The 21,456-nt window shown below is 54.5% G+C and carries 21 protein-coding genes; 13 read left to right on the forward strand and 8 right to left on the reverse strand.

What is annotated here, in order from left to right:
- Positions 1 to 146: 146 nt before the first annotated feature.
- Complete coding sequence (locus tag I6L53_RS21790) at positions 147 to 848, reverse strand: autotransporter outer membrane beta-barrel domain-containing protein (RefSeq protein WP_042323183.1); 702 nt, start codon at positions 846 to 848, stop codon at positions 147 to 149.
- Positions 849 to 1,006: 158 nt separating this feature from the next.
- Here I6L53_RS21790 and tag point away from each other — a divergent pair, with 158 nt between their 5' ends.
- Both tag and I6L53_RS21800 read left to right on the forward strand, forming a co-directional pair.
- Positions 1,007 to 1,585, forward strand: coding sequence for a DNA-3-methyladenine glycosylase I (gene tag / locus I6L53_RS21795; RefSeq protein ID WP_042323185.1), 579 nt, complete (start codon positions 1,007 to 1,009; stop codon positions 1,583 to 1,585).
- Positions 1,566 to 2,006, forward strand: coding sequence for an N-acetyltransferase (locus I6L53_RS21800; protein ID WP_042323186.1), 441 nt, complete (start codon positions 1,566 to 1,568; stop codon positions 2,004 to 2,006). The genes tag and I6L53_RS21800 overlap by 20 nt, the downstream gene beginning before the upstream one ends.
- Here I6L53_RS21800 and I6L53_RS21805 read toward each other — a convergent pair.
- The gene (locus I6L53_RS21805) at positions 1,975 to 4,299 is read right to left on the reverse strand and encodes a molybdopterin guanine dinucleotide-containing S/N-oxide reductase (RefSeq protein ID WP_217437578.1); all 2,325 of its coding nucleotides are present in this window, start codon (positions 4,297 to 4,299) and stop codon (positions 1,975 to 1,977) included. The genes I6L53_RS21800 and I6L53_RS21805 overlap by 32 nt on opposite strands.
- Before the next feature lie 154 nt (positions 4,300 to 4,453).
- Here I6L53_RS21805 and I6L53_RS21810 point away from each other — a divergent pair, with 154 nt between their 5' ends.
- The 6 genes from I6L53_RS21810 (at position 4,454) to ghrB (ending at position 10,370) form a co-directional block, all read left to right on the forward strand.
- The gene (locus I6L53_RS21810; RefSeq protein WP_042323190.1) at positions 4,454 to 5,116 is read left to right on the forward strand and encodes an OmpA family lipoprotein; all 663 of its coding nucleotides are present in this window, start codon (positions 4,454 to 4,456) and stop codon (positions 5,114 to 5,116) included.
- Positions 5,117 to 5,215: 99 nt separating this feature from the next.
- Positions 5,216 to 6,232, forward strand: a complete 1,017-nt coding sequence (locus I6L53_RS21815; protein WP_042323192.1) for a LacI family DNA-binding transcriptional regulator — start codon at positions 5,216 to 5,218, stop codon at positions 6,230 to 6,232.
- Positions 6,233 to 6,332: 100 nt separating this feature from the next.
- On the forward strand, positions 6,333 to 7,082 hold the full coding sequence (locus tag I6L53_RS21820; RefSeq protein WP_042323194.1) for a sugar phosphate isomerase/epimerase family protein: 750 nt from the start codon (positions 6,333 to 6,335) through the stop codon (positions 7,080 to 7,082).
- Between the two features lie 3 nt (positions 7,083 to 7,085).
- Positions 7,086 to 8,024, forward strand: a complete 939-nt coding sequence (locus tag I6L53_RS21825; RefSeq protein WP_042323196.1) for a sugar kinase — start codon at positions 7,086 to 7,088, stop codon at positions 8,022 to 8,024.
- 68 nt (positions 8,025 to 8,092) lie between these two features.
- The gene (locus tag I6L53_RS21830; RefSeq protein ID WP_042323198.1) at positions 8,093 to 9,373 is read left to right on the forward strand and encodes an MFS transporter; all 1,281 of its coding nucleotides are present in this window, start codon (positions 8,093 to 8,095) and stop codon (positions 9,371 to 9,373) included.
- 22 nt (positions 9,374 to 9,395) lie between these two features.
- Complete coding sequence (gene ghrB, locus I6L53_RS21835) at positions 9,396 to 10,370, forward strand: glyoxylate/hydroxypyruvate reductase GhrB (RefSeq protein ID WP_042323200.1); 975 nt, start codon at positions 9,396 to 9,398, stop codon at positions 10,368 to 10,370.
- A gap of 41 nt (positions 10,371 to 10,411) precedes the next feature.
- Here ghrB and I6L53_RS21840 read toward each other — a convergent pair whose 3' ends face one another.
- Positions 10,412 to 11,122: a DUF3053 domain-containing protein gene (locus I6L53_RS21840; protein ID WP_042323202.1), complete on the reverse strand. Its 711-nt coding sequence runs from the start codon at positions 11,120 to 11,122 to the stop codon at positions 10,412 to 10,414.
- A 443-nt stretch (positions 11,123 to 11,565) separates the two neighbouring features.
- Between I6L53_RS21840 and I6L53_RS21845 the strand changes: the two genes are divergently transcribed.
- From I6L53_RS21845 to cueP, 4 genes are all read left to right on the forward strand, one after another.
- Positions 11,566 to 12,936, forward strand: a complete 1,371-nt coding sequence (locus I6L53_RS21845) for an MFS transporter (RefSeq protein ID WP_042323204.1) — start codon at positions 11,566 to 11,568, stop codon at positions 12,934 to 12,936.
- A 257-nt stretch (positions 12,937 to 13,193) separates the two neighbouring features.
- Entirely contained in the window at positions 13,194 to 13,484 is a 291-nt protein-coding gene (locus I6L53_RS21850; protein ID WP_042323207.1) for an HTH-type transcriptional regulator, read from the forward strand.
- 272 nt (positions 13,485 to 13,756) lie between these two features.
- Complete coding sequence (gene cspE, locus I6L53_RS21855) at positions 13,757 to 13,969, forward strand: transcription antiterminator/RNA stability regulator CspE (RefSeq protein WP_004126446.1); 213 nt, start codon at positions 13,757 to 13,759, stop codon at positions 13,967 to 13,969.
- 179 nt (positions 13,970 to 14,148) lie between these two features.
- Positions 14,149 to 14,688 (forward strand): copper-binding periplasmic metallochaperone CueP, encoded by a 540-nt coding sequence (gene cueP / locus I6L53_RS21860; RefSeq protein WP_042323210.1) that lies wholly within the window; start codon positions 14,149 to 14,151, stop codon positions 14,686 to 14,688.
- Between the two features lie 77 nt (positions 14,689 to 14,765).
- On the opposite strand, the gene glyS is transcribed toward cueP, so the two are convergent.
- From glyS to I6L53_RS21875, 3 genes are all read right to left on the reverse strand, one after another.
- Positions 14,766 to 16,835: a glycine--tRNA ligase subunit beta gene (gene glyS / locus I6L53_RS21865; RefSeq protein WP_042323212.1), complete on the reverse strand. Its 2,070-nt coding sequence runs from the start codon at positions 16,833 to 16,835 to the stop codon at positions 14,766 to 14,768.
- A gap of 9 nt (positions 16,836 to 16,844) precedes the next feature.
- Positions 16,845 to 17,756: a glycine--tRNA ligase subunit alpha gene (glyQ, locus tag I6L53_RS21870; protein ID WP_042323214.1), complete on the reverse strand. Its 912-nt coding sequence runs from the start codon at positions 17,754 to 17,756 to the stop codon at positions 16,845 to 16,847.
- 96 nt (positions 17,757 to 17,852) lie between these two features.
- Positions 17,853 to 18,158, reverse strand: a complete 306-nt coding sequence (locus I6L53_RS21875; RefSeq protein WP_042323216.1) for a YsaB family lipoprotein — start codon at positions 18,156 to 18,158, stop codon at positions 17,853 to 17,855.
- A gap of 177 nt (positions 18,159 to 18,335) precedes the next feature.
- Here I6L53_RS21875 and I6L53_RS21880 point away from each other — a divergent pair, with 177 nt between their 5' ends.
- On the forward strand, positions 18,336 to 19,331 hold the full coding sequence (locus tag I6L53_RS21880) for an acyltransferase (protein ID WP_042323609.1): 996 nt from the start codon (positions 18,336 to 18,338) through the stop codon (positions 19,329 to 19,331).
- A 130-nt stretch (positions 19,332 to 19,461) separates the two neighbouring features.
- On the opposite strand, the gene yiaB is transcribed toward I6L53_RS21880, so the two are convergent.
- Both yiaB and xylB read right to left on the reverse strand, forming a co-directional pair.
- Positions 19,462 to 19,809 (reverse strand): inner membrane protein YiaB, encoded by a 348-nt coding sequence (yiaB, locus tag I6L53_RS21885; RefSeq protein WP_042323218.1) that lies wholly within the window; start codon positions 19,807 to 19,809, stop codon positions 19,462 to 19,464.
- A gap of 168 nt (positions 19,810 to 19,977) precedes the next feature.
- A complete protein-coding gene (xylB, locus tag I6L53_RS21890) occupies positions 19,978 to 21,432 on the reverse strand; it encodes a xylulokinase (RefSeq protein ID WP_042323221.1) in 1,455 nt (484 codons plus the stop codon).
- Positions 21,433 to 21,456: the final 24 nt, after the last annotated feature.

Consider the following 21,456-nt stretch of genomic DNA (forward strand, 5'->3'; position numbering starts at 1 on the left):
TGAAGTGCCATCAGAACGGAATGAAATGCCTGGAATAAGGAATGAATGACGAGACAAATTTTCAGCGAACAAATATTTGCCCATCAGTTAGTGCATACTATCACCACAGCCACTGTTATCTCTGCGTTTAAATTGTAAACCACAGGTTAAAACCGGGCGCTCACCCCCATTGTGTAGAGGTAGTCGGTATTGTTGGTGGTGTTTTCCGCCTGCGAGAGCGCGGCATAGGCTGCCATATGCTGATTGAGTAGCATATCTGCGCCAACGGTCACATCCAGCCAGTTACTGTCCTGAGTGGTAGCCGTCATTCGACTGAGTCCCGACTGCGCCTTCCAGACATTTTCGCCAAACTGCTGGTTGTAGCTGATCTGCGCCCACGGCCGCAGATCGCCAAATTGCGAATTCACTCGCCAGCCCAGCGTGCTGACGCTGGCATGCCATAACGGATCGGGCGATTGGCTGATCACACTGTCGCCAAATTCGTTATAAATGGAGGAGGTGGTGCCATCGTAATGCAACGCCGCGACCGGCCCGGTGGTTACGTCGCCAGAGACCGGAAAATTCCAGCCCATACTCATGCCGCTGGTGGCTTCCGTCGGCGACGCCTGCTCAAGATTAACGGCCAGACCAGGCACACTTTGTGTCGTCCGGATACGCTCAGCCAGAATGTCGTCATAGCGCGGTTGGTGATCGCTGTCCCATGTATAGCGTTCAGTCGTATATCCAGGCGTGGTATCAACGATATATTCTTGCTGCCAGGCACGGGCTGTGTTGATGTAAAGCGAACAGACCACGACGCTCGCCAGGAGAATAATTTCCCGGCGACCACTGCATTTTTTTATCATCATCAATGCGACTCCAGAAGAGAGCCGAAATCGGCGATATTATTGTCATTGTAATTTAAGGGATGACAGGCGAAAGCCCTGTATTAAATATTGTCTTTTTCGCTGGCGCGTCAAGGTGCCTGAACGATATTTTTATGGCAAGTCAAAGAGCGAGGGAAAGTATGGAACGTTGCGGTTGGGTCAGTCAGGACCCGCTTTATATTGCCTACCATGATAACGAATGGGGCGTGCCCGAGCACGACGGTAAAAAACTGTTCGAAATGATCTGCCTGGAAGGTCAGCAGGCCGGTCTTTCGTGGATTACGGTCCTCAAGAAACGCGAAAATTATCGCACTAACTTCCACCAGTTCGATCCCGTACGCGTGGCCGCCATGCAGGAAGACGATGTGGAAAGATTGCTGCTTGATGCCGGGATCATCCGCCATCGGGGGAAAATTCAGGCCATCATCGGTAATGCCCGGGCGTATCTGGCGATGGAGCAAAACGGCGAACCGTTTGCCGACTTTGTCTGGTCTTTCGTGGAAAATCAGCCGCAAATCACCCGCGCCGCTACGTTGGGTGAGATCCCGACCTCCACTCCGGCCTCGGACGCCTTGTCAAAAGCATTAAAAAAACGGGGATTTAAATTCGTTGGCACGACTATCTGCTACTCCTTCATGCAGGCCTGCGGACTGGTCAACGACCACATCACCGGCTGTTTCTGCCATCCAGGAGATAAAAATGATTCGCGAGTTTCATAGTGATGACATGACACCGTTGCTGGCGTTATGGCTGGAAAGCACCATCTATGCGCATCCTTTTATTCCCGAACGTTACTGGCATGAAAGTGAAGAGGTTGTGCGTGATGTTTACCTGCCCGCCGCGAGAACCTGGGTCTGGGAAGAAGAAGGGGGGTTGAAAGGATTTGTCAGCGTTATGGAACAACGCTTTTTAGGGGCGTTGTTTGTCGCTCCGGATACGTTACGCAGTGGGATTGGTAAAGCGCTGGTGCAGCATGTTCAGCAGCGTTTCAGCGTGCTGAGCCTCGAGGTATATCAAAAAAACCAGAGCGCGGTGAATTTCTACCATGCGCTGGGTTTTCGTATCGAAGACAGCGCATGGCAGGAAGATACCCAGCATCCCACCTGGATTATGGGCTGGCGGGCGGATCAAACGCAGTAAGCGTGTGCGCTGGCCCGCTGTATTTCTCCATCCACGCCAGGGCGGTATTGCCTGCGCAGCCGTTCCCCAGACGCGAACTGGGCAGGTCTTTGGTCAGCACATTCACCGCGCCATTTTTACAGATGCCCCCGGCAGCAGGGTCGAGATCCGGCCATGCCCCTTCATGAATGCAGATCACGCCGGGTTTGATACCGTCGGTGACCACTGCGCCCGCCAGGATCTGACCACGATGGTTCCAGATACGCACCGTATCGCCCTCACGAATACCGCGCGCCTGCGCATCCTGCGGATGAATCGTCACGGGCTCGCGGTTCGCAACGGCGTACCGTTCACGCAGGTGACTATAGTTAAGCTGGCTGTGCAGCCGATGCGCCGGGTGCGCCGACACGATCTGTAGCTGCTCAGGTTCGGCATTGCCGTGCCACTCATCTGGCTCCAGCCACATCGGATGTCCAGGACAGTCCGCATAGCCATAACCGGCAATCCGCTGCGAATATATCTCGATCTTACCGCTGTCGGTTTTCAGCGGATGCGTGTCCGGATCACGGCGAAAATCAGCAAAGCGAATGAACTGCGCGTTAGCCGGATTATCCGGCATTTCAATCAGTTGATTAGCAGCCCAGAATTCAGCAAACGGCGGCAGTATCACCTGCTGGCTGGCCCCGCGCTGCCCGGCAATGGTGTAGAACGTTTCCAGCCATTCCAGTTCGCTCTTCCCTTCCGTGAAGCGTTGATATCCCCCCGCTTCCCAGCGCTCACTCAGTTCGGCAAAGACGTCAAAATCATTGCGCGCTTCTCCCTGCGGCGGCACAACCTGCTTCATCGGTACCAGATGCTGGTTGCTGTAATCTCCGGTCATGGTGAGATCATTACGCTCAAAAGAGGTCGTCGCTGGCAGTACGATATCGGCGTGCTTTGCGGCAGCGGTCCAGAAGCATTCTGAGATGACCACCAGCTCAGGTTTTTGCCAGGCGCGTATCAGTCGGTTCGTATCCTGATGATGGGTAAAATTCGCCCCACCCGCCCACCAGATGAAGCGGATATCCGGGAAGTGCCGGTTCATACCGTTGTGCTGATACGGCGCACCGGGATTTTCCAGCGCTTCAACAATGCGCGCCACCGGGATTTTCTCCACCGCGTCAGTACCACCTTGCAGGCTGGCCTGCATTGATGCCAGCACAGCAGAACGCCGCGTCGGGTTACCGCCGTTGGCAAAGTGATAGGAAAGGCCAAAACCGCCACCGGGCGTACCTATATGTCCCAGCATGGCGGCCAGGGTGACAATCATCCAGTGCTTTTGTTCGCCATACTGCTGACGCTGCATGCCCCAGCCGGCCATCAGCATTGTAGTATTTTTATGGAATAATTCCGCCAGTTCACGGATTTTCGCCGCCGGAACGCCGCAAATATCAGCCGCCCATTCGGCGGTTTTACCGATACCGTCGTTCACCCCCAGCAGATAATCTGAGAAGACCGCGTAACCCGTGGTGCAGCGGGCAAGAAACGCCTCGTCATGCCAGCCATTTTCCACCAGCGTATGCGCAATGCCGAGCATCAGCGCCACGTCAGTCCCCATATGCGGCGCAATCCACTCCATCTTGTCACCGAAGAAATCGACACTTTCCGATCGCACAGGATCGATACAGATCAGCCGTTTTCCACTGTTACGCAGCGCATCAAAGTAAGGTATCCCCTGTTCATCTGACGCGTTCCAGGCAATCTTCAGTGTATTCAGCGGGTTGGCGCTCCATAACACCACCACCTCGCTGTGTTCCAGAATGACCGGCCAACTGGTCTGCTGCTGGTAAACCTCGCTGCCGCCTACCACGTACGGCATGATGGCCTGTGCCGCGCCAGTAGAATAGTCGCCCAGATGTCCGGTATACCCGCCCGCCAGCGCCATGTAGCGTTGTAACAGCGTCGCCGATTTGTGCAGGACGCCATTGGAACGCCAGCCGTAAGAACCGGCAAAAATAGCAGAGGGACCCCAGCGGTCGCGGATGCGCTGATGCTGTGTATGAATCAGCGCCAGCGCATCGTCCCAACTCACGCGCACAAACTCATCCTGTCCGCGCACGCCCTGCGGCTGTGCAGGCGAGGCAAGAAACCCTTTGCGCACCATCGGATAACGCACCCGGGTTTTACTGTGCACCTGATCGCGGACCGCACTTTGCAACGAATTCGGATGCGAAGTGGGCAGCGCGCCCCGGGAGGAGAGCACCTTTTCTCCGTCCGTTTCGACAAGAATGGGTCCCCAGTGGGCGGCGGTTAACACCGGATTGTGCGTCGTCAAGTCAGGCACTCCTGCAGATGGGCTGATGTATTACGGCGTTCAATGTTACTTACAAATTTCAGAGAGATCCCAGGAATTTTCTTCATCTTCACACGTCATAATCAACCGCCACGGTCGCTGTGGTAAAAAATAAGAATGTCATTAAGGAATTAAGATGAAGAAACGTGTTTTAGTCATTGCCGCGATGGTGAGCGGTGCCCTGGCGGTTTCTGGCTGCACAACCAACCCTTACACCGGTGAACGCGAAGCGGGTAAATCCGGCATCGGCGCGGGCATTGGTTCGTTGGTCGGCGCGGGTATCGGCGCCCTCTCCTCCTCGAAGAAAGATCGCGGCAAAGGCGCGCTAATTGGCGCAGCGGCGGGCGCGGCGCTCGGCGGCGGCGTCGGTTATTACATGGACGTGCAGGAAGCAAAACTGCGCGACAAAATGCAGGGAACCGGCGTAAGCGTGACGCGCAGTGGCGATAATATCATCCTGAACATGCCGAATAACGTCACCTTCGACAGCAGCAGCGCTACCCTGAAACCGGCGGGCGCGAATACGCTGACCGGTGTGGCGATGGTGCTGAAGGAATACGAAAAAACCGCCGTCAATGTGATCGGCTATACCGATAGCACCGGCGGCCAGGATCTGAATATGCGTCTGTCGCAACAGCGTGCAGACAGCGTGGCCAGCACGCTGATCGCTCAGGGCGTTGCCGCCAGCCGCATTCGCACCAGCGGCATGGGGCCGGCAAATCCGATTGCCAGCAACAGTACGGCGGAAGGTAAAGCCCAGAACCGTCGTGTCGAAATTACCTTAAGTCCAATTCAGTAACGGTTATGCCGGGTGGTGACGTTACCCCCGGCATGAATCAACTTGCCATCGTCAATTTTCGCGTTAAGGTGTTCTCACTTTCAGGCGAGAGAACTTCCCATGGCAAAATCAACACGCCCCACCATCAGCGATGTCGCGAAAGCGGCAAAAACCGGTAAAACCAGCATTTCACGTTATCTCAACGGCGAAAAACACCTGCTCTCCGATGCTCTGTTGGCGCGTATTGAAAAAGCCATTGCCGATCTCGACTATCGCCCCAGTCTGATGGCTCGCGGCCTGAAACGAGGTCGTACCCGCCTGATAGGCCTGATCATTGCCGATATCACTAATCCCTATTCCGTCCACGTCTTAAGCGGTATCGAGGCCGCGTGTCGCGAGAAAGGTTTTACGCCCCTGGTCTGTAATACCAATAACGAGGTGAATCAGGAACTGCACTATCTCGATCTACTGCGCAGTTATCAGGTAGAAGGTATCGTGGTCAATGCCGTGGGGATGCGCGAAGAGGGGCTGAATCGCCTGCAACAGTCGGCGTTGCCGATGGTACTGATCGATCGCAAAATCCCAGACTTCGCCTGTGATGTCGTCGGACTGGACAACACCCAGGCCGCCACTACCGCCACCGAGCACCTGATTGAACAAGGCTTTGAGGCTCTGCTGTTTCTCAGCGAACCGCTGGGCATGGTCAATACTCGCCGTGAGCGACTGAGCGCTTTTCGGGCAACGCTGGCACGCTATCCGGGCGTTGTCGCCGAAAACGCCGAAGTCCCGCTTAGCGAGAATACGCAACTCGATAACACCTTACGTCAGTTCCACCAGCAGCATCGCGGGATGCGTAAGGCGGTGATCTCCGCTAACGGTGCGCTCACCCTTCAGGTCGCCCGTTCTCTGAAACGCATTGGCCTCAACTGGGGCAGCGATATCGGTCTGCTGGGCTTTGATGAGCTGGAATGGGCCGAACTGGCAGGTGTCGGGATTACGACCCTGAAACAGCCCACGTGGCAGATTGGTTATGCCGCCGTCGAACAGGTGGTACGCCGGATTGAAGGCGGTAGCGATGCCATTCATGAGCAGGTTTTTTCCGGTGAACTGATCGTTCGTGGTTCCACCGCCCGCTAATTTTCCTTCGTGATGGTGATCATAATTTCGACACATCGTGCTTTTCTTTGGAACCGGTTCCATCTAGCGTAATCACAATAGCGTTAGTTCTGGAGTTCCCATGCAGAGAAAAATTATGGTGGTCACCGCCGCCTACGGCTACGACACCGTCCGCGCTGCCGGCGGACAAGCCGCGATGCTGCCGGTCATTGCCGGTGCAGGTGCAGACGGCGTCGAGATCCGCCGCGAAATGTTTACTGACGCTGAACTCAGCGCCCTGACTACACTGGCTTCAGCCATCGAATGCTTCGATCTGCTGGCCTGTTATTCCGCGCCACAACCGCTGTTCATGGAAGATGGCCGCCTTAACCCACAACTGCCGTCGCTGCTTCAGGAAGCGCAAACGCTGCGGGCGCTGTGGCTAAAAGTCTCGCTGGGCCATTTCGTCCACGCAGATCAGTTTGACACCCTGCGCGACTGGCTGGAAAGCAGCGGTATGGCGCTGGTGGTAGAAAACGACCAGACCGCCTGCGGACGACTGGCTCCGATGCAACGTTTTAACGCCGCCTGTCAGCAGCATGCGCTGCCGGTGCAACTGACGTTTGATATGGGCAACTGGCTGTGGGTGGGCGATTCGCCGGAAGAGGCCGCTCGTCAACTGGCCGCGTCTGTCGGTTATATTCACGTTAAAGCCGCCACTGCACACCATGACAGCTATCGCGCAATTCCCCCTGACGACGCCGAACCGCGCTGGCTTGATCTGCTCAACCAATTGCCCACCGACGTTCCACGCGGCATTGAATTCCCGCTGGAAGGGGCCGATTTGACTGCGGTCACCCGCCACTACGTCGATTTGTTACGTAAGGAGTAATGCATGAAGCACTCACTGGATGTCATCACGATCGGCGAAGCGATGGCGATGTTTGTGGCGACGCAGACCGGCGATCTGGCCGAGGTCGAGCAGTTTATCAAGCGCGTCGCCGGTGCCGAACTGAACGTTGCCACAGGCCTGGCGCGACTGGGTTTAAAGGTGGGCTGGGTGAGCCGAGTAGGCAACGACAGCTTTGGCCGCTTTGTTCTCAATTCATTGAAAAAAGAAGGTATTGATGCGCAAGGCGTTACGCTGGATGAGCGTTACGCTACAGGCTTTCAACTGAAATCTAAAGTTGAAAATGGAACCGATCCCATTGTGGAATACTTCCGCAAAGGTTCCGCAGCCAGTCATCTTTCCGTGGCGGATTACAACGAAGCGTACTTCTCTGCTGCCCGCCATCTGCATCTGAGCGGTGTCGCAGCGGCACTTTCCGCCAGCTCGTACGAACTACTGGCGCACACGGCGCGCACCATGAAAGCACAGGGTAAAACGCTCTCTTTTGACCCCAACCTGCGCCCGGTGCTGTGGAAAAGTGAAGCCGAGATGGTTGAAAAACTGAACCGCCTCGCCTTCCAGGCCGACTGGGTGTTACCGGGCCTGAGAGAAGGGATGATTTTAACCGGACAACAGACGCCGGAAGGGATTGCGGATTTCTATCTCCGCCACGGCGTGAAAGCTGTGGTGCTGAAAACGGGCGCGGACGGTGCCTGGTATAAAACCGCCGACGGCGAAAAAGGCAGTGTCGCCCCGGTCAAAGTGGACAACGTGGTCGATACGGTCGGTGCTGGCGATGGCTTCGCGGTCGGTGTCATCAGCGCCCTGCTGGAAGGCCGTACGCTACATCAGGCCGTTACACGCGGCAACAAAATTGGCGCACTGGCCATTCAGGTACAAGGCGACAGTGAAGGCTTACCCACACGTGAAACGTTAGGCGAATAACCTTACGTAATGATAACAGCCCCCCTGTACCCTACAGACAGCGGCGGCAGAAACCACAGAGGTTGATTATGGCAAACTCAACAAATGCAGCAAAACGCTGGTTGTACATCATGCCTATCGTGTTTATCACGTATAGCCTGGCGTATCTTGACCGCGCAAACTTCAGCTTCGCCTCCGCTGCGGGCATTAACGAAGATCTCGGCATCACCAAAGGGATCTCATCCCTGCTCGGCGCCCTGTTCTTTCTCGGCTATTTCTTCTTTCAGATCCCCGGCGCGGTGTACGCCGAACGCCGGAGCGTGCGCAAACTGATCTTTGTCTGCCTGATTTTATGGGGTGGCTGCGCATCGCTGACCGGGATGGTCAGCAATATCCCGGCACTCGCCGCCATTCGCTTTATTCTCGGGGTGGTAGAAGCCGCCGTCATGCCCGCGATGCTGATTTACATCAGCAACTGGTTTACCAAATCGGAGCGCTCGCGAGCGAATACCTTCCTGATCCTCGGTAACCCGGTGACGGTCCTGTGGATGTCGGTCGTGTCCGGTTACCTGATCCAGGCGCTCGGCTGGCGTGAAATGTTCATCATCGAAGGGGTTCCTGCCATCCTGTGGGCCTTCTGCTGGTGGGTGCTGGTGAGGGACAAACCGGCGCAGGTTGGCTGGCTTAGCGAGTCAGAAAAAACGGCGCTGCAAACGCAACTCGAACAAGAACAACAGGGCATCAAAGCAGTACGCAACTACAGCGAAGCCTTCCGCTCTCGTAACGTGATCCTGCTGTGTCTGCAATATTTCACCTGGAGTATTGGCGTCTACGGCTTCGTATTGTGGCTTCCGTCGATCATCCGTGAAGGCGGCGCGAATCTGGGAATGGTCGAAGTGGGCTGGCTCTCTTCTGTACCGTATCTGGCGGCTACCGTGGCGATGATTGTCGCCTCCTGGGCCTCGGATAAACTGCAGAACCGTAAGCTGTTCGTCTGGCCTCTGCTGCTGATTGCTGCGTTCGCTTTCATCGGTTCCTGGGCGGTCGGGACGAATAACTTCTGGGCTTCTTATACCCTGCTGGTGATTGCCGGTGCGGCGATGTACGCCCCGTATGGCCCGTTTTTCGCCATCATTCCGGAAATGTTGCCACGCAACGTTGCTGGCGGGGCGATGGCGCTAATCAACAGTATGGGCGCGCTCGGCTCGTTCCTCGGTTCCTGGTTTGTGGGTTACCTCAACGGCGCGACCGGCAGTCCATCCGCCTCGTACATTTTTATGGGGGTGGCGCTTTTCGCCTCAGTATGGCTAACTTTGGTCGTCAAACCCGCGAATAATCAGCAAGTACCCGTTGGCGCACGCCACGCGTAAACTTTACCTTATGGAGAGTCGTATGAAGCCGTCCATTATTCTCTACAAAGCGTTACCTGACGATTTACTGCATCGCCTGGAAGAACATTTCACCGTCACGCAGGTACCGAATCTGAGTCCGCAGACGGTTGAACAACACGCGCAAGCCTTTGCCAGTGCCGAAGGTCTGCTGGGCTCCAGCCAAACCGTCGATACCGCGCTGCTGGAGAAAATGCCGAGGCTCCGCGCAACCTCAACGATCTCCGTAGGGTATGACAATTTCGATGTGGATGCGCTGAACGCACGCAAGGTACTGCTGATGCATACGCCCACCGTGCTGACGGAGACCGTCGCCGATACGATCATGGCGCTGGTGCTGTCGACCGCTCGCCGTGTCGTGGAGGTGGCCGAGCGCGTGAAGGTCGGCGAATGGAACTCCAGCATTGGCCCTGACTGGTTTGGTATCGATGTGCACCACAAAACGTTGGGTATAGTCGGTATGGGACGCATCGGCCTTGCCCTGGCGCAACGCGCCCACTTCGGCTTCAACATGCCGATTCTCTACAACGCCCGCCGCCACCATCAGGAGGCAGAAGAACGCTTCAACGCTCGCTATTGTGACCTTGATACGCTGTTGCAGGAATCGGACTTTGTCTGTCTGATCCTGCCGCTAACCGACGAGACGCATCATCTGTTTGGCGCAGAACAGTTCGCCAAAATGAAGTCCTCTGCCATCTTCATCAACGCCGGGCGCGGTCCGGTCGTTGATGAAAAGGCGCTGATTGCCGCACTGCAAACGGGCGAGATCCACGCTGCTGGTCTGGATGTGTTCGAGCAGGAGCCGCTGCCGGTTGACTCACCGCTGCTGTCGCTGAACAACGTCGTGGCGGTGCCGCACATCGGCTCGGCTACGCATGAGACGCGCTATAACATGGCGGCCTGCGCGGTAGATAATCTGATTGATGCGTTACAAGGAAAGGTTGAGAAGAACTGCGTGAATCCGCAAATTGCGGGATAACAAAATGGCCGGGAGGCGCTATCGCCTGCCCGGCAATTTCATCACTGGATGGCGTTTACCGCCGCAGTCCAGGCCTGATTAAATGCCTGATGCTGCGAGGCCAACGGCCCAATCAATGTGTTGTACTGACTTGCCTGTTGTGACGTCGGGAACTGAATACCATTCGCCACAAAGCTCACCTGCGTATCCTGCTGCGCGACAAAGTCACCCACCTGGACAAGTTGCTGAGTGAAGATCTGCGCGGCCGGGATCAGCGGCTGTAACGCGTCTGCTGGCGTCGTCACCACTTTCTTATAGACCTGGTCAAATACCAGCTTCAGGTCATCGGCCTGCTTCAGCGCGCCATGTGCCGCATCCGCCTGCAGTTTCGCATTTTGCAGCTGCTGCCCCAGTACGCCGAGAGAACCGTTCAGGTCGCGCAGCGGCCCACGTTGCGTCACATAATCTTGTGGCACACGGATGGCGTTAACGCTATCAACGACCGGACGCAAAGCAGAATCCATCGCCTGGTTCACCTGCTGCGAGTAGCCATACAGAATCGCGTAATCAGAAACAAACGGGCCGAACTGTTTTTTCTGATCGGCAGTCAGGGTGGGTAGACGTTCGCCACTACGCATCACCGTATTCTGTAGAAAATCGACAAACGCTTTACGCTGATCGCCTTCTTTATCAAAACACCCACTCAGGCTAACTACCATTAATAACGCCGCAAGAGGCGCAAACCAGCGAGAGCAGGACTTACCTGTCGCCATTTTAATACTCCTTTCACCCAAAAATGCGCACAACGCAACACGCGTGCCTTACGGCTTACAAGGATAGTCCAGGTCAGGCTCGCAGGATACCCCTTACGCGTAATCTTGTGGCGGAAATTCGCAGGGCGAAATGGCGATCGTTGATTTGTTGCTTTATTGTTAATTGCATCACATTTACCGCCTCTGTCATGCGCGCATCGCCATGAAGTAGTTCTATGATTTTAATAGAGTTTCATCGTTCACGTAGCCCGTATAAGGGTAATTCGTACGATTATCGCACGTTTACCACGGCGGGATGATTGCCGAATAAGGACTTCAATGTTTTGATTAAATGAACGATTAACGAATAAACGTTCGATAATCGCACAATTAATCCAAACGCTTGCGGTGGAGAAAATAAAAACGCCCTCTGTCCCCCGCTTTGCTTTCGCAGGAATGACTACATGACAAACAGAACGACTGATATTCAAGCGTTTATTAACGAGCATCCCTTTTCAAAATACCAGTGGATGATTCTCGTGCTGTGTTTTGTGACCGTCGCGATGGACGGGTTCGATACCGCGATTATCGGCTTCATCGCCTCCGATCTCGTTCAGGAGTGGGGCGTTGAAAAATCCGCACTCGGCCCGGTCATGAGCGCTGCGCTGGTCGGTCTCGCCGTGGGGGCGCTGACTGCAGGTCCACTGGCTGACCGTATTGGCCGTAAAAAAGTCCTGATTATGTCGATTCTGGTGTTCGGCGGCTTCAGCCTGCTTACCGCCTTTGCCGGCACACTAAACCAACTGACGGCACTGCGCTTTTTAACCGGTCTGGGCCTGGGGGCAGCAATGCCCAATGCCGCGACCCTGATGAGTGAATATGCGCCAGAACGCCGCCGCGCGCTGCTGGTGAATCTGATGTTCGTTGGGTTCCCGATTGGTTCGTCGATGGGCGGGTTTATCTCTGCCTGGCTGATCCCGCATTACGGCTGGCAAAGCGTGCTGATCCTCGGCGGCGTGATGCCGCTGGCACTGGCGGTGGTACTGATCTTCCTGCTGCCAGAATCCGCCCGCTATCTGGTCGTAAAAAACAAATCACAACAGCAGATCGGCACCATTCTGCGCCGTATCGCCCCGCTACCGGAAGCAACTCACTTTGTCCTGCGTGAAACCGGCCAGATTAAAGAGAAATCAGCGCTGGGCGTCATCTTCTCTCCACGTTACGCACTGGGCACGGTGATGCTGTGTCTGACCTACTTTATGGGGTTACTGATCTTCTATCTGCTGACCAGTTGGCTGCCGCTACTGATCCGTGAAACGGGGGCCACGCTGAGTCAGGCGTCCATCATCACAGCCCTGTTCCCGCTGGGCGGTGGGATTGGCGTTCTGGTGCTGGGGGCGCTGATGGACAAATTTAACCCGAACAAAGTGGTAGCGGTCGGCTGGTTGCTAACCGGAGTGTTCGTCTGTCTGGTCGGGTTCTCCACCAGCAGCCTGGTGCTCATGGGGGTGATGGTCTTTATCGCCGGGACGATCATGAACGGCGCACAATCGTCTATGCCCGCGCTGGCGGCAGGTTTTTACCCCACACAGGGCCGTGCGACCGGTGTGGCGTGGATGTTAGGTCTGGGCCGTTTTGGCGGCATCCTCGGCGCATTTAGCGGCGCTTTCCTGATGCAGGCACAGCTCGCGTTCGAAACCATCTTTACGTTCCTTGCAATTCCGGCACTGGTTTCTGCATTTGCCTTAATGGTGAAATACTGGGCAGGTAAACGCCTACTCTCTACCGCATCAACACTTGCTGAATCGCCGGCTCACGCCGCGCAAAAAGCCTGATGCCCTCTTCCTGGCAGGTAACGGCCTGCCAGGAAATAGTCAGATTTTCGTAATCTTTACAATTCTCATTACGACGAGAAATATAGTGCCCGTTATCAGATCGTTAGCATGCTACAAATACACCCTCTCCTCTTCGCTGAAACGAGTCTTTTACCCCCCTGATAATGTGACGCCCTCCATACTTTCTCTTTTGCGACTATTCTTAACTGGCTTCGATGAAATTCACGATCCCGCTGTGTGATTTAGAGGAGTTCTCAATGGAATCTAAAGATCCGATGTTTGAGCTGCTGAGCAGCCTGGAACAAATTGTTTTTAAAGAAGAATCATCAAAAATCACCCTGACACATAAGCCAAGCCCCTTTAGCGAATTCGAACAGCTACGACGGGGGAGTGGACTTAAGACAGATGATTTCGCCAGAGCGTTAGGCGTTACGGTAGCACTGGTACAGGAGTGGGAATCAAAACGCGTTAAGCCCTCCAGTACAGAATTGAAGCTGATGCGCCTGATACAGGCTAACCCGGCATTGAGTAAGCAGTTGATGGAGTAGTCGACAAGGGTTGATGAACGGTCCTGATACAGGGCCGTTTTCTGACCAGTTAACCCACAAGGAGAAAAATAACAGTTGCATCACCTGGCGTTACATGAGTTAATGCGTCCCACGGTTTGACGTACAGACCATTAAAGCAGTTTAGTAAGGCAGTCCCCTTCAAGAGTTATCGTTGATACCCCTCGTAGTGCGCATTTCCTTAACGCTTAAAAAATCTGTAGAGCACGCCATATCGCCGAAAGGCACACTTATTTTTTAAAAGGTAATACACTATGTCCGGTAAAATGACTGGTATCGTAAAATGGTTCAACGCTGACAAAGGCTTCGGCTTCATCACTCCTGACGATGGCTCTAAAGACGTGTTCGTACACTTCTCTGCTATCCAGAACGAAGGCTACAAATCCCTGGACGAAGGTCAGAAAGTTTCCTTCACCATCGAAAGCGGCGCTAAAGGCCCGGCAGCTGGCAACGTAACCAGCCTGTAAGCTTACACAAGCTCAGAATTCAAGATCCCTGCCAGACGGCGGGGATTTTTTTTATCTCTCTCCCACTTTTCGCCATCCCATTCCCCTTCTTTGCATTACTTTACCTGTCCAGGCTTTGACCTTTCCCTAAGGGTAAGCTTTATAGTAAAAACCCTGTTTTACACATGGAATTGACCGCTATGTCCAGACTCCCTTTGTTCCTTACGTTAGGTTTACTCGCCAGCGGCACCGCGTTTGCTGCATCACCAGAAGCCGCATTCCTTGCCGAACATGGTCTTGCCGGTAAGTCAGTCGAACAGATCGTGGATACCATCGATCAAACGCCGCAGTCCCGTCCGCTACCGTATTCGGCTTCCATCACCAGCACCGAGTTAAAACTCGCCTCTGACGGGCAGATGTATACCCTGCCGCTGGGCGAAAAGTTCTATCTCTCCTTTGCGCCTTACCAACAACAGACGCACCCATGCTTTAACCACAGCCTTTCCGGCTGTCAGGGTGAAATGCCGGATACCACGTTCAACGTTAAAGTGACAGATAAGAAAGGCGATGTGCTGATTCAGAAGCCCATCAAAAGCTATCAGAACGGGTTTATCGGCGTCTGGTTGCCGCGTAACATCGAAGGGACAATAGAAGTGAGCTACAACGGCAAAACGGCGTCACACGCGATTGCCACGAAGGATGACAGTCAGACCTGTCTGACGGAACTGCAGTTGCAGTAAGCGCACAGACAGCCCTGCCCAAACTGAACCCATAAAAAAACCTGCCCGAAGGCAGGTTTTTATTTCTGGCACCACGCTTATTGCAGCAGCGAAATATCTGCCACACGCAGGAACAGCTCACGCAGTTTTTCAAGCATCGAGAGACGGTTAACGCGCAGGTCTTTATCCTCGACGTTCACCATCACTTTTTCGAAGAAGAGATCGACCGGCTCACGCAGTTCAGCCAGTTCTACCAGCGCATCCTGGTAACGCCCTTCGTTAAAGTACGGTTCAAGTTTGTCACGCAGCACGACAACCTGCATCGCCAGCGCGATCTCTTCCGGCTCTTTCAACGTTGCGGCGTTAACACGCTCATTCAGCGTCTCATCGGACTTCGCCAGAATGTTGGAGACACGCTTATTGGCTGCCGCCAGCGCAGAGGCCGCATCCAGAGTCCGGAAGTGAGAAACCGCCTTCATCCGCGCATCGAAATCTGCCGGACGAGTCGGACGACGTGCCAGCACCGCCTGGATAGTATCCACAGTGTAGCCTTCATCCTGATACCAGGCGCGGAAACGGCCGAGCATAAAGTCGATGACATCATCAACGACGTTAGCGTTGGTCAGCTTGTCACCGTACAGACGAACCGCTTCTTCGGTCAGCGTCTGCAGGTCAAGGTTCAGGTTCTTCTCAACGATAATGCGCAGCACGCCCAGCGCTGCACGACGCAGCGCGAACGGATCTTTGTCCCCTTTCGGGTGCTGACCGATACCGAAGATACCCGCCAGGGTATCCATCTTGTCCGCAATCGCCAGTGCGCAGGCAATCGGGTTAGACGGCAGGTCATCACCGGCAAAGCGCGGCTGATACTGTTCGTTCAGGGCAACAGCGACATCTTCCGCTTCGCCATCGTGACGGGCGTAGTGCATGCCCATCACGCCCTGGGTGTCGGTGAACTCGAAGACCATGTTAGTCATCAGGTCACATTTCGACAGCAGGCCCGCGCGGGTAGCATGATTAACGTCTGCGCCAATCTGACCGGCAATCCAGCCCGCCAGCGCCTGAATACGATCGGTCTTGTCGCGCAACGTACCCAGTTGCTGTTGGAACAGCACGGTTTGCAGACGCGGAAGATGATCTTCCAGACGTTTTTTACGGTCGGTATTGAAGAAGAACTCAGCATCCGCCAGACGCGGACGCACCACTTTCTCGTTACCGGAGATGATTTGCTGTGGATCTTTCGATTCGATGTTCGCCACGAAGATGAAGTTCGGCAGCAGTTTGCCGTCGTTGGCGTAGACCGGGAAGTACTTCTGGTCACCTTTCATGGTGTACACCAGCGCTTCAGAGGGCACCGCGAGGAATTTTTCTTCGAATTTCGCCGTCAGTACGACTGGCCATTCCACCAGCGAGGTCACTTCTTCCAGCAGACTTTCGCTCAGATCGGCATTCCCGCCAATGGTACGGGCTGCGTCTTCCGCATCCGCTTTGATTTTGGCTTTACGCTGTTCATAGTCGGCAATGACCTTACCGCGCTCCAACAGGATCTGCGGATACTGATCGGCATTGTCGATGGTAAATTCCGGCTCGCCCATAAAGCGATGACCGCGAATGACGCGATCGGACTGGATACCCAAAATGGTTGCCGGAATGACTTTGTCACCCAGCAGCAGGGTGACGGTGTGCACCGGACGCACGAAGTGCACGTCGCTTGCTCCCCAGCGCATCAGTTTCGGGATCGGCAGTTTCGCCAGCGACGTGGCTACCATGTTCGGCAGCAGTGCTTCGGCGCTTTCGCCTTTCACGTGCGCACGATACAGCAGCCATTCGCCTTTATCGGTCGTCAGGCGTTCGGCCTGATCAACGGTAATGCCGCAGCCCCGAGCCCAGCCTTCTGCCGCTTTGCTCGGTTTGCCTTCGGCATCAAATGCCTGGGCAATCGCCGGACCGCGTTTTTCAACTTCGCGATCGGGCTGAGATTCTGCCAGGTTAGCGATTTTCAGCGCCAGACGACGAGGTGCCGCAAACCATTCGACTTGACCGTGCGCGATGCCGGCATTGTCCAGCTCCGCAGTCACGTTCGCAGCAAAGGACTCTGCCAGGCTGCGCAGAGCTTTTGGTGGCAGCTCTTCTGTGCCGATTTCCACCAGGAAAGTTTTCTCAGACATGGCCGCCTCTTATTTGTCTTTATTGCACATCGGGAAGCCGAGAGCTTCACGGGAAGCATAGTAAGCTTCTGCCACTGCTTTGGTCAGGGTACGAATACGCAGAATGTAGCGCTGGCGTTCAGTCACGGAGATGGCTTTACGCGCATCCAGCAGGTTGAAGCTATGGGCGGCCTTCAGAATACGCTCGTAGGCAGGCAGCGGCAGTGGCGTTTCCAGCGCCAGCAGTTGCTGCGCTTCTTTCTCGTACTGCTCAAAGCAGGTGAACAGGAAGTCCACATCCGCGTATTCGAAGTTGTAGGTGGATTGCTCCACTTCGTTCTGATGGAACACGTCGCCATACGTGGTTTTACCCAACGGACCGTCGCTCCAGACCAGGTCGTAAACGCTGTCTACGCCCTGAATGTACATCGCCAGACGCTCCAGACCATAGGTGATTTCACCGGTGATCGGCTTACATTCCAGTCCGCCGACCTGTTGGAAGTAAGTGAACTGCGTCACTTCCATTCCGTTCAGCCACACTTCCCAGCCCAGACCCCAGGCACCCAGCGTTGGGTTTTCCCAGTTATCTTCCACGAACCGAATGTCGTGAATGGTAGGGTCCATGCCCAGCTCTTTCAGCGACCCGAGATAAAGCTCCTGGATGTTGTCCGGAGAGGGCTTAATCACCACCTGGAACTGATAGTAGTGCTGTAAACGGTTCGGGTTTTCGCCGTAGCGTCCATCAGTGGGACGACGAGAAGGTTGCACATACGCGGTTGCCATCGGTTCTGGCCCCAACGCACGCAGGCTGGTCATCGGATGCGAGGTACCGGCGCCCACTTCCATGTCCAAAGGTTGAACAATGGTGCAGCCCTGACGAGCCCAGTAATCCTGTAATGTCAGGATCAGGCCCTGGAAGGTCTTGGTATCAAACTTTTGCATAGTATTTCGTGCTGGATACGTGTGGTTTTAAAAGGAAGGGTTCAGTATACCCGCTGACTGCAAGATATACAGTACGAAACGGGAAAAAGGCAGGGCTTAACGCATGGAAAGATGTAAAAACTGCCCATCCGCGTCAAAAGAGCAGACAAAACTCTCTTTACGGAAGGTAGCACCGCGCATCTCATAACTCCCCTGAAATTGTTCAAAGCCTGTGACATCAATTTTCTGCGTACCGGTGTTATAGCGTCGCGCAGCCTGATCTTTGCACAACGCTTCCATATCCAGCGTGCGCGTGGGACTGACTTTCATTTTCTGCGCCTTTTGTATCGGCGGTTGTTGGGAGGGGGTACATCCTGCCAGCAGAAGAATCACCATTGCCGGAAAGAAAGATTTCATCATCATTTTATTACCGCCTAATTTACTGATCAGTCTTATTATTATTACGTTCGGTGTGGCAGACGCATTTTGCGAATCTCATCGGACCATCACAAGCTTTAGTGTAAAAACTCAGATTAATCCAGCGAGACAGGCTGACGAAATGTGAGTCAGAGCATTTTTGAAACGAAAACAGAGGAACTGATGCAGCCCAAAATTTTCTGGATTGATAACCTGCGAGGGATCGCCTGTCTGATGGTGGTTATGATCCACACCACAACCTGGTACATCACCAATGCCCAGAGTGTCAGTCCCGTTAGCTGGGATCTTGCCAACATACTGAATTCGGCATCACGCGTCAGCGTACCGCTGTTTTTTATGATTTCGGGCTATCTCTTTTTTGGCGAGCGCAGCGCGCAATCGCGCCATTTTTTACGCATCGCGTTGTGCCTGCTGTTCTACAGCGCCGTCGCCCTGCTCTACATCTCGCTGTTCACCTCGATTAACGCCGAACTTTCTTTAAAAAATTTGCTGCAAAAACCGGTGTTCTATCACCTGTGGTTTTTCTTCGCGATCGCCGTGATCTATCTGGTCTCACCACTGATTCAGGTAAAAAATATCAGCGGCAAAATGCTGCTGGTACTGATGGTAGTCATTGGCATTCTCGCCAACCCAAATACCGTGTCGCAAAAAGTGGGCGGATTCGAATGGCTCCCCATCAATTTGTATATCAACGGCGATACCTTTTACTACATTTTGTACGGGATGCTGGGACGCGCTATCGGCATGATGGAGACACAAAGACGCGTGCTTACCTGGCTAAGCGCAGGGCTTTTCGTGGTTGCGGTGTGGATCATCTCTCGTGGAACACTGCATGAATTGCAGTGGCGCGGTAATTTTGCCGATACCTGGTATCTCTATTGCGGCCCGATGGTTTTCATCTGCGCCGTCGCATTGCTGACGCTGGTCAAAAACACGCTAAACACACAAACTGTCCCAGGCCTGGGATTGATCTCCCGCCATTCGCTCGGCATTTATGGTTTTCATGCGCTTATTATTCATGCATTGCGTACTGGCGGACTGGAAATCAAGCGCTGGCCGCCGCTGGATATGCTGTGGATCTTTAGCGTCACCCTCGCGGGCAGTTTATTGCTTTCAATACTGTTACAACGCGTCGATACGCGCAGGCTGGTCAGTTGATGTTGAAATGCCCGGCCTTTTAGACCGGGCGTTTTCGAGAGACTTAAACCGTTATGAGGGAGAGCGCCGTTTAAGACGCCTTAACAGATAGCATGCCAGGAAACCCCACAGCAAAGTGACCCCCTTTGATTTAATGACACGATGCGCGAACCAGGCGTACGAAACCCAGTAACCCCATAAAGAGCGCTGCCGGATAGAGTCCCCGCCCACTCAGTGATAGCGGTGCATTGAGGATGCCTACCAGAAACAACCCCAGCGTGATCAACGCGACCATTTGGCACACGGTAACGAAGCCATCATCCAGGTGCTCACATTTTTCCTCACGCAGATAAGCATACGTAACAAACATTGCGGTCGTCAGGACACTGAGAAAATAGCCCTTTCCGCTCAGTGACGGACATGCCATCCATAAGCCGATAACGTAAGTCGATGTGCCTGAAATGAGCAACAACCATGAAATTAACGTTGAGCTTTTCACTGGAATCTCCTTATCCAATAGCGGCTCAGATTAGGGATAACCCTGTTAAGACAGCAATAAAAAATAGCGTCAACCGGAGAATTCAGAATTAATTCATGCGATTAATTTATGACTTTGGTTTTATTATCGATTAGACAAATCCCTCCTGTGACCAGGAGGGATTCAGTCTCAGGACATAAGGGGAAGTAATTGCTGATAAAGACGACGGAAGGTTTCGCGACGTTGTTGATAAACGGTATGACGTTGTGCATCAGGCCTATGCGTCTGCTCAAGCGAGAGCTGTGGCAGCAGTTCCTCTAACGATCTCTCCGGGCTCATCGCAATTTGCGCCAGTCGGGCGGCGCCCAGCGCTGGCCCCACATCGCCGCCGGTACGATAATCCAGTTGTAAACCGCTGATATCCGCCAGCATCTGCCGCCAGTACGCGCTGCGTGCCCCCCCACCTATCAGCGTGATGCTACGCGGCTGAACGCCACAGGCATGTACCACGTCCATCCCGTCTGCCAGCGCATAGCCCACACCTTCCAGCACCGCGCGCGCCAGTTCAGCGGGCCCATGCTGATGGGTCAGACCAAAGAACACGCCTTTCGCCTGAGGATTATTATGCGGTGTGCGCTCACCTGAAAGGTACGGCAAAAACCAGATCGGATCTGCGGTATCATCAGCCTGCTGCGCCGCATCAATCAGCGCTGGCACCGTCTCCAGACCGGTTAACGTCGCCGCCCAGTCCAGACAGGAGGCCGCACTTAGCATTACTGACATCAGATGCCAGCGCTCAGGTAATGCATGGCAAAAGCTATGTACCGCGCTTTCGGGCTTGCTCAGGAAACCGTCGCTGACCGCAAAATAGACGCCAGACGTCCCCAGTGACAGCATGGCCTGATCGGCATTGATCATCCCCACGCCCACCGCGCCAGCGGCATTGTCGCCACCGCCCGCAACGACAGAAACCGCGGGCATATCCCACGCCATCGCCACATCAGGCAGCAACTTACCGGTAATCTCACTCCCTTCGAATAGCGCGGGCATATGAGCACGCGTCAGGCCACAGGCATTCAGCATCACGTCACTCCAGTCACGTTTTTCCACATCCAGCCACATCGTTCCCGCTGCGTCAGACATGTCACTGGCAAACTCACCCGTCATGCGTAAACGCAGATAGTCTTTCGGGAGTAGCACTTTTGCCACCTGACGGAAGACCGCGGGTTCGTGGCGCTGTATCCACAACAGCTTCGGTGCCGTGAATCCGGGCATCATCAGATTACCGGTGATGGCCCGCGACTGCGGCACCATTGACTCCAGCAACGCGCACTCCTCGCCACAGCGTCCGTCATTCCACAGAATAGCCGGTCGCAGTACCTGTTGCTGACTGTCGAGCAGCGTCGCGCCGTGCATCTGCCCGGCAATCCCCAGCGCTTTCACGTTGCTTAATGAATGCTGTTTGCCCAGCGCCTTCAGGGCGCGGTCCGTCGCCTGCCACCACTGTTCAGGATCTTGCTCCGACCAGAGCGGATGAGGACGGGAGACGGTGAGTTTTTCCGTTTGCGACGCGACCACCTCGCCTTGCTCATTGAGCAAAATCGCTTTCACGCCCGAGGTGCCAAGATCGATCCCAATATACATAAAGTGGGTTCCTTAAATTGAACA

This window comes from Citrobacter farmeri, from assembly GCF_019048065.1.
Lineage (GTDB): Bacteria > Pseudomonadota > Gammaproteobacteria > Enterobacterales > Enterobacteriaceae > Citrobacter_A > Citrobacter_A farmeri.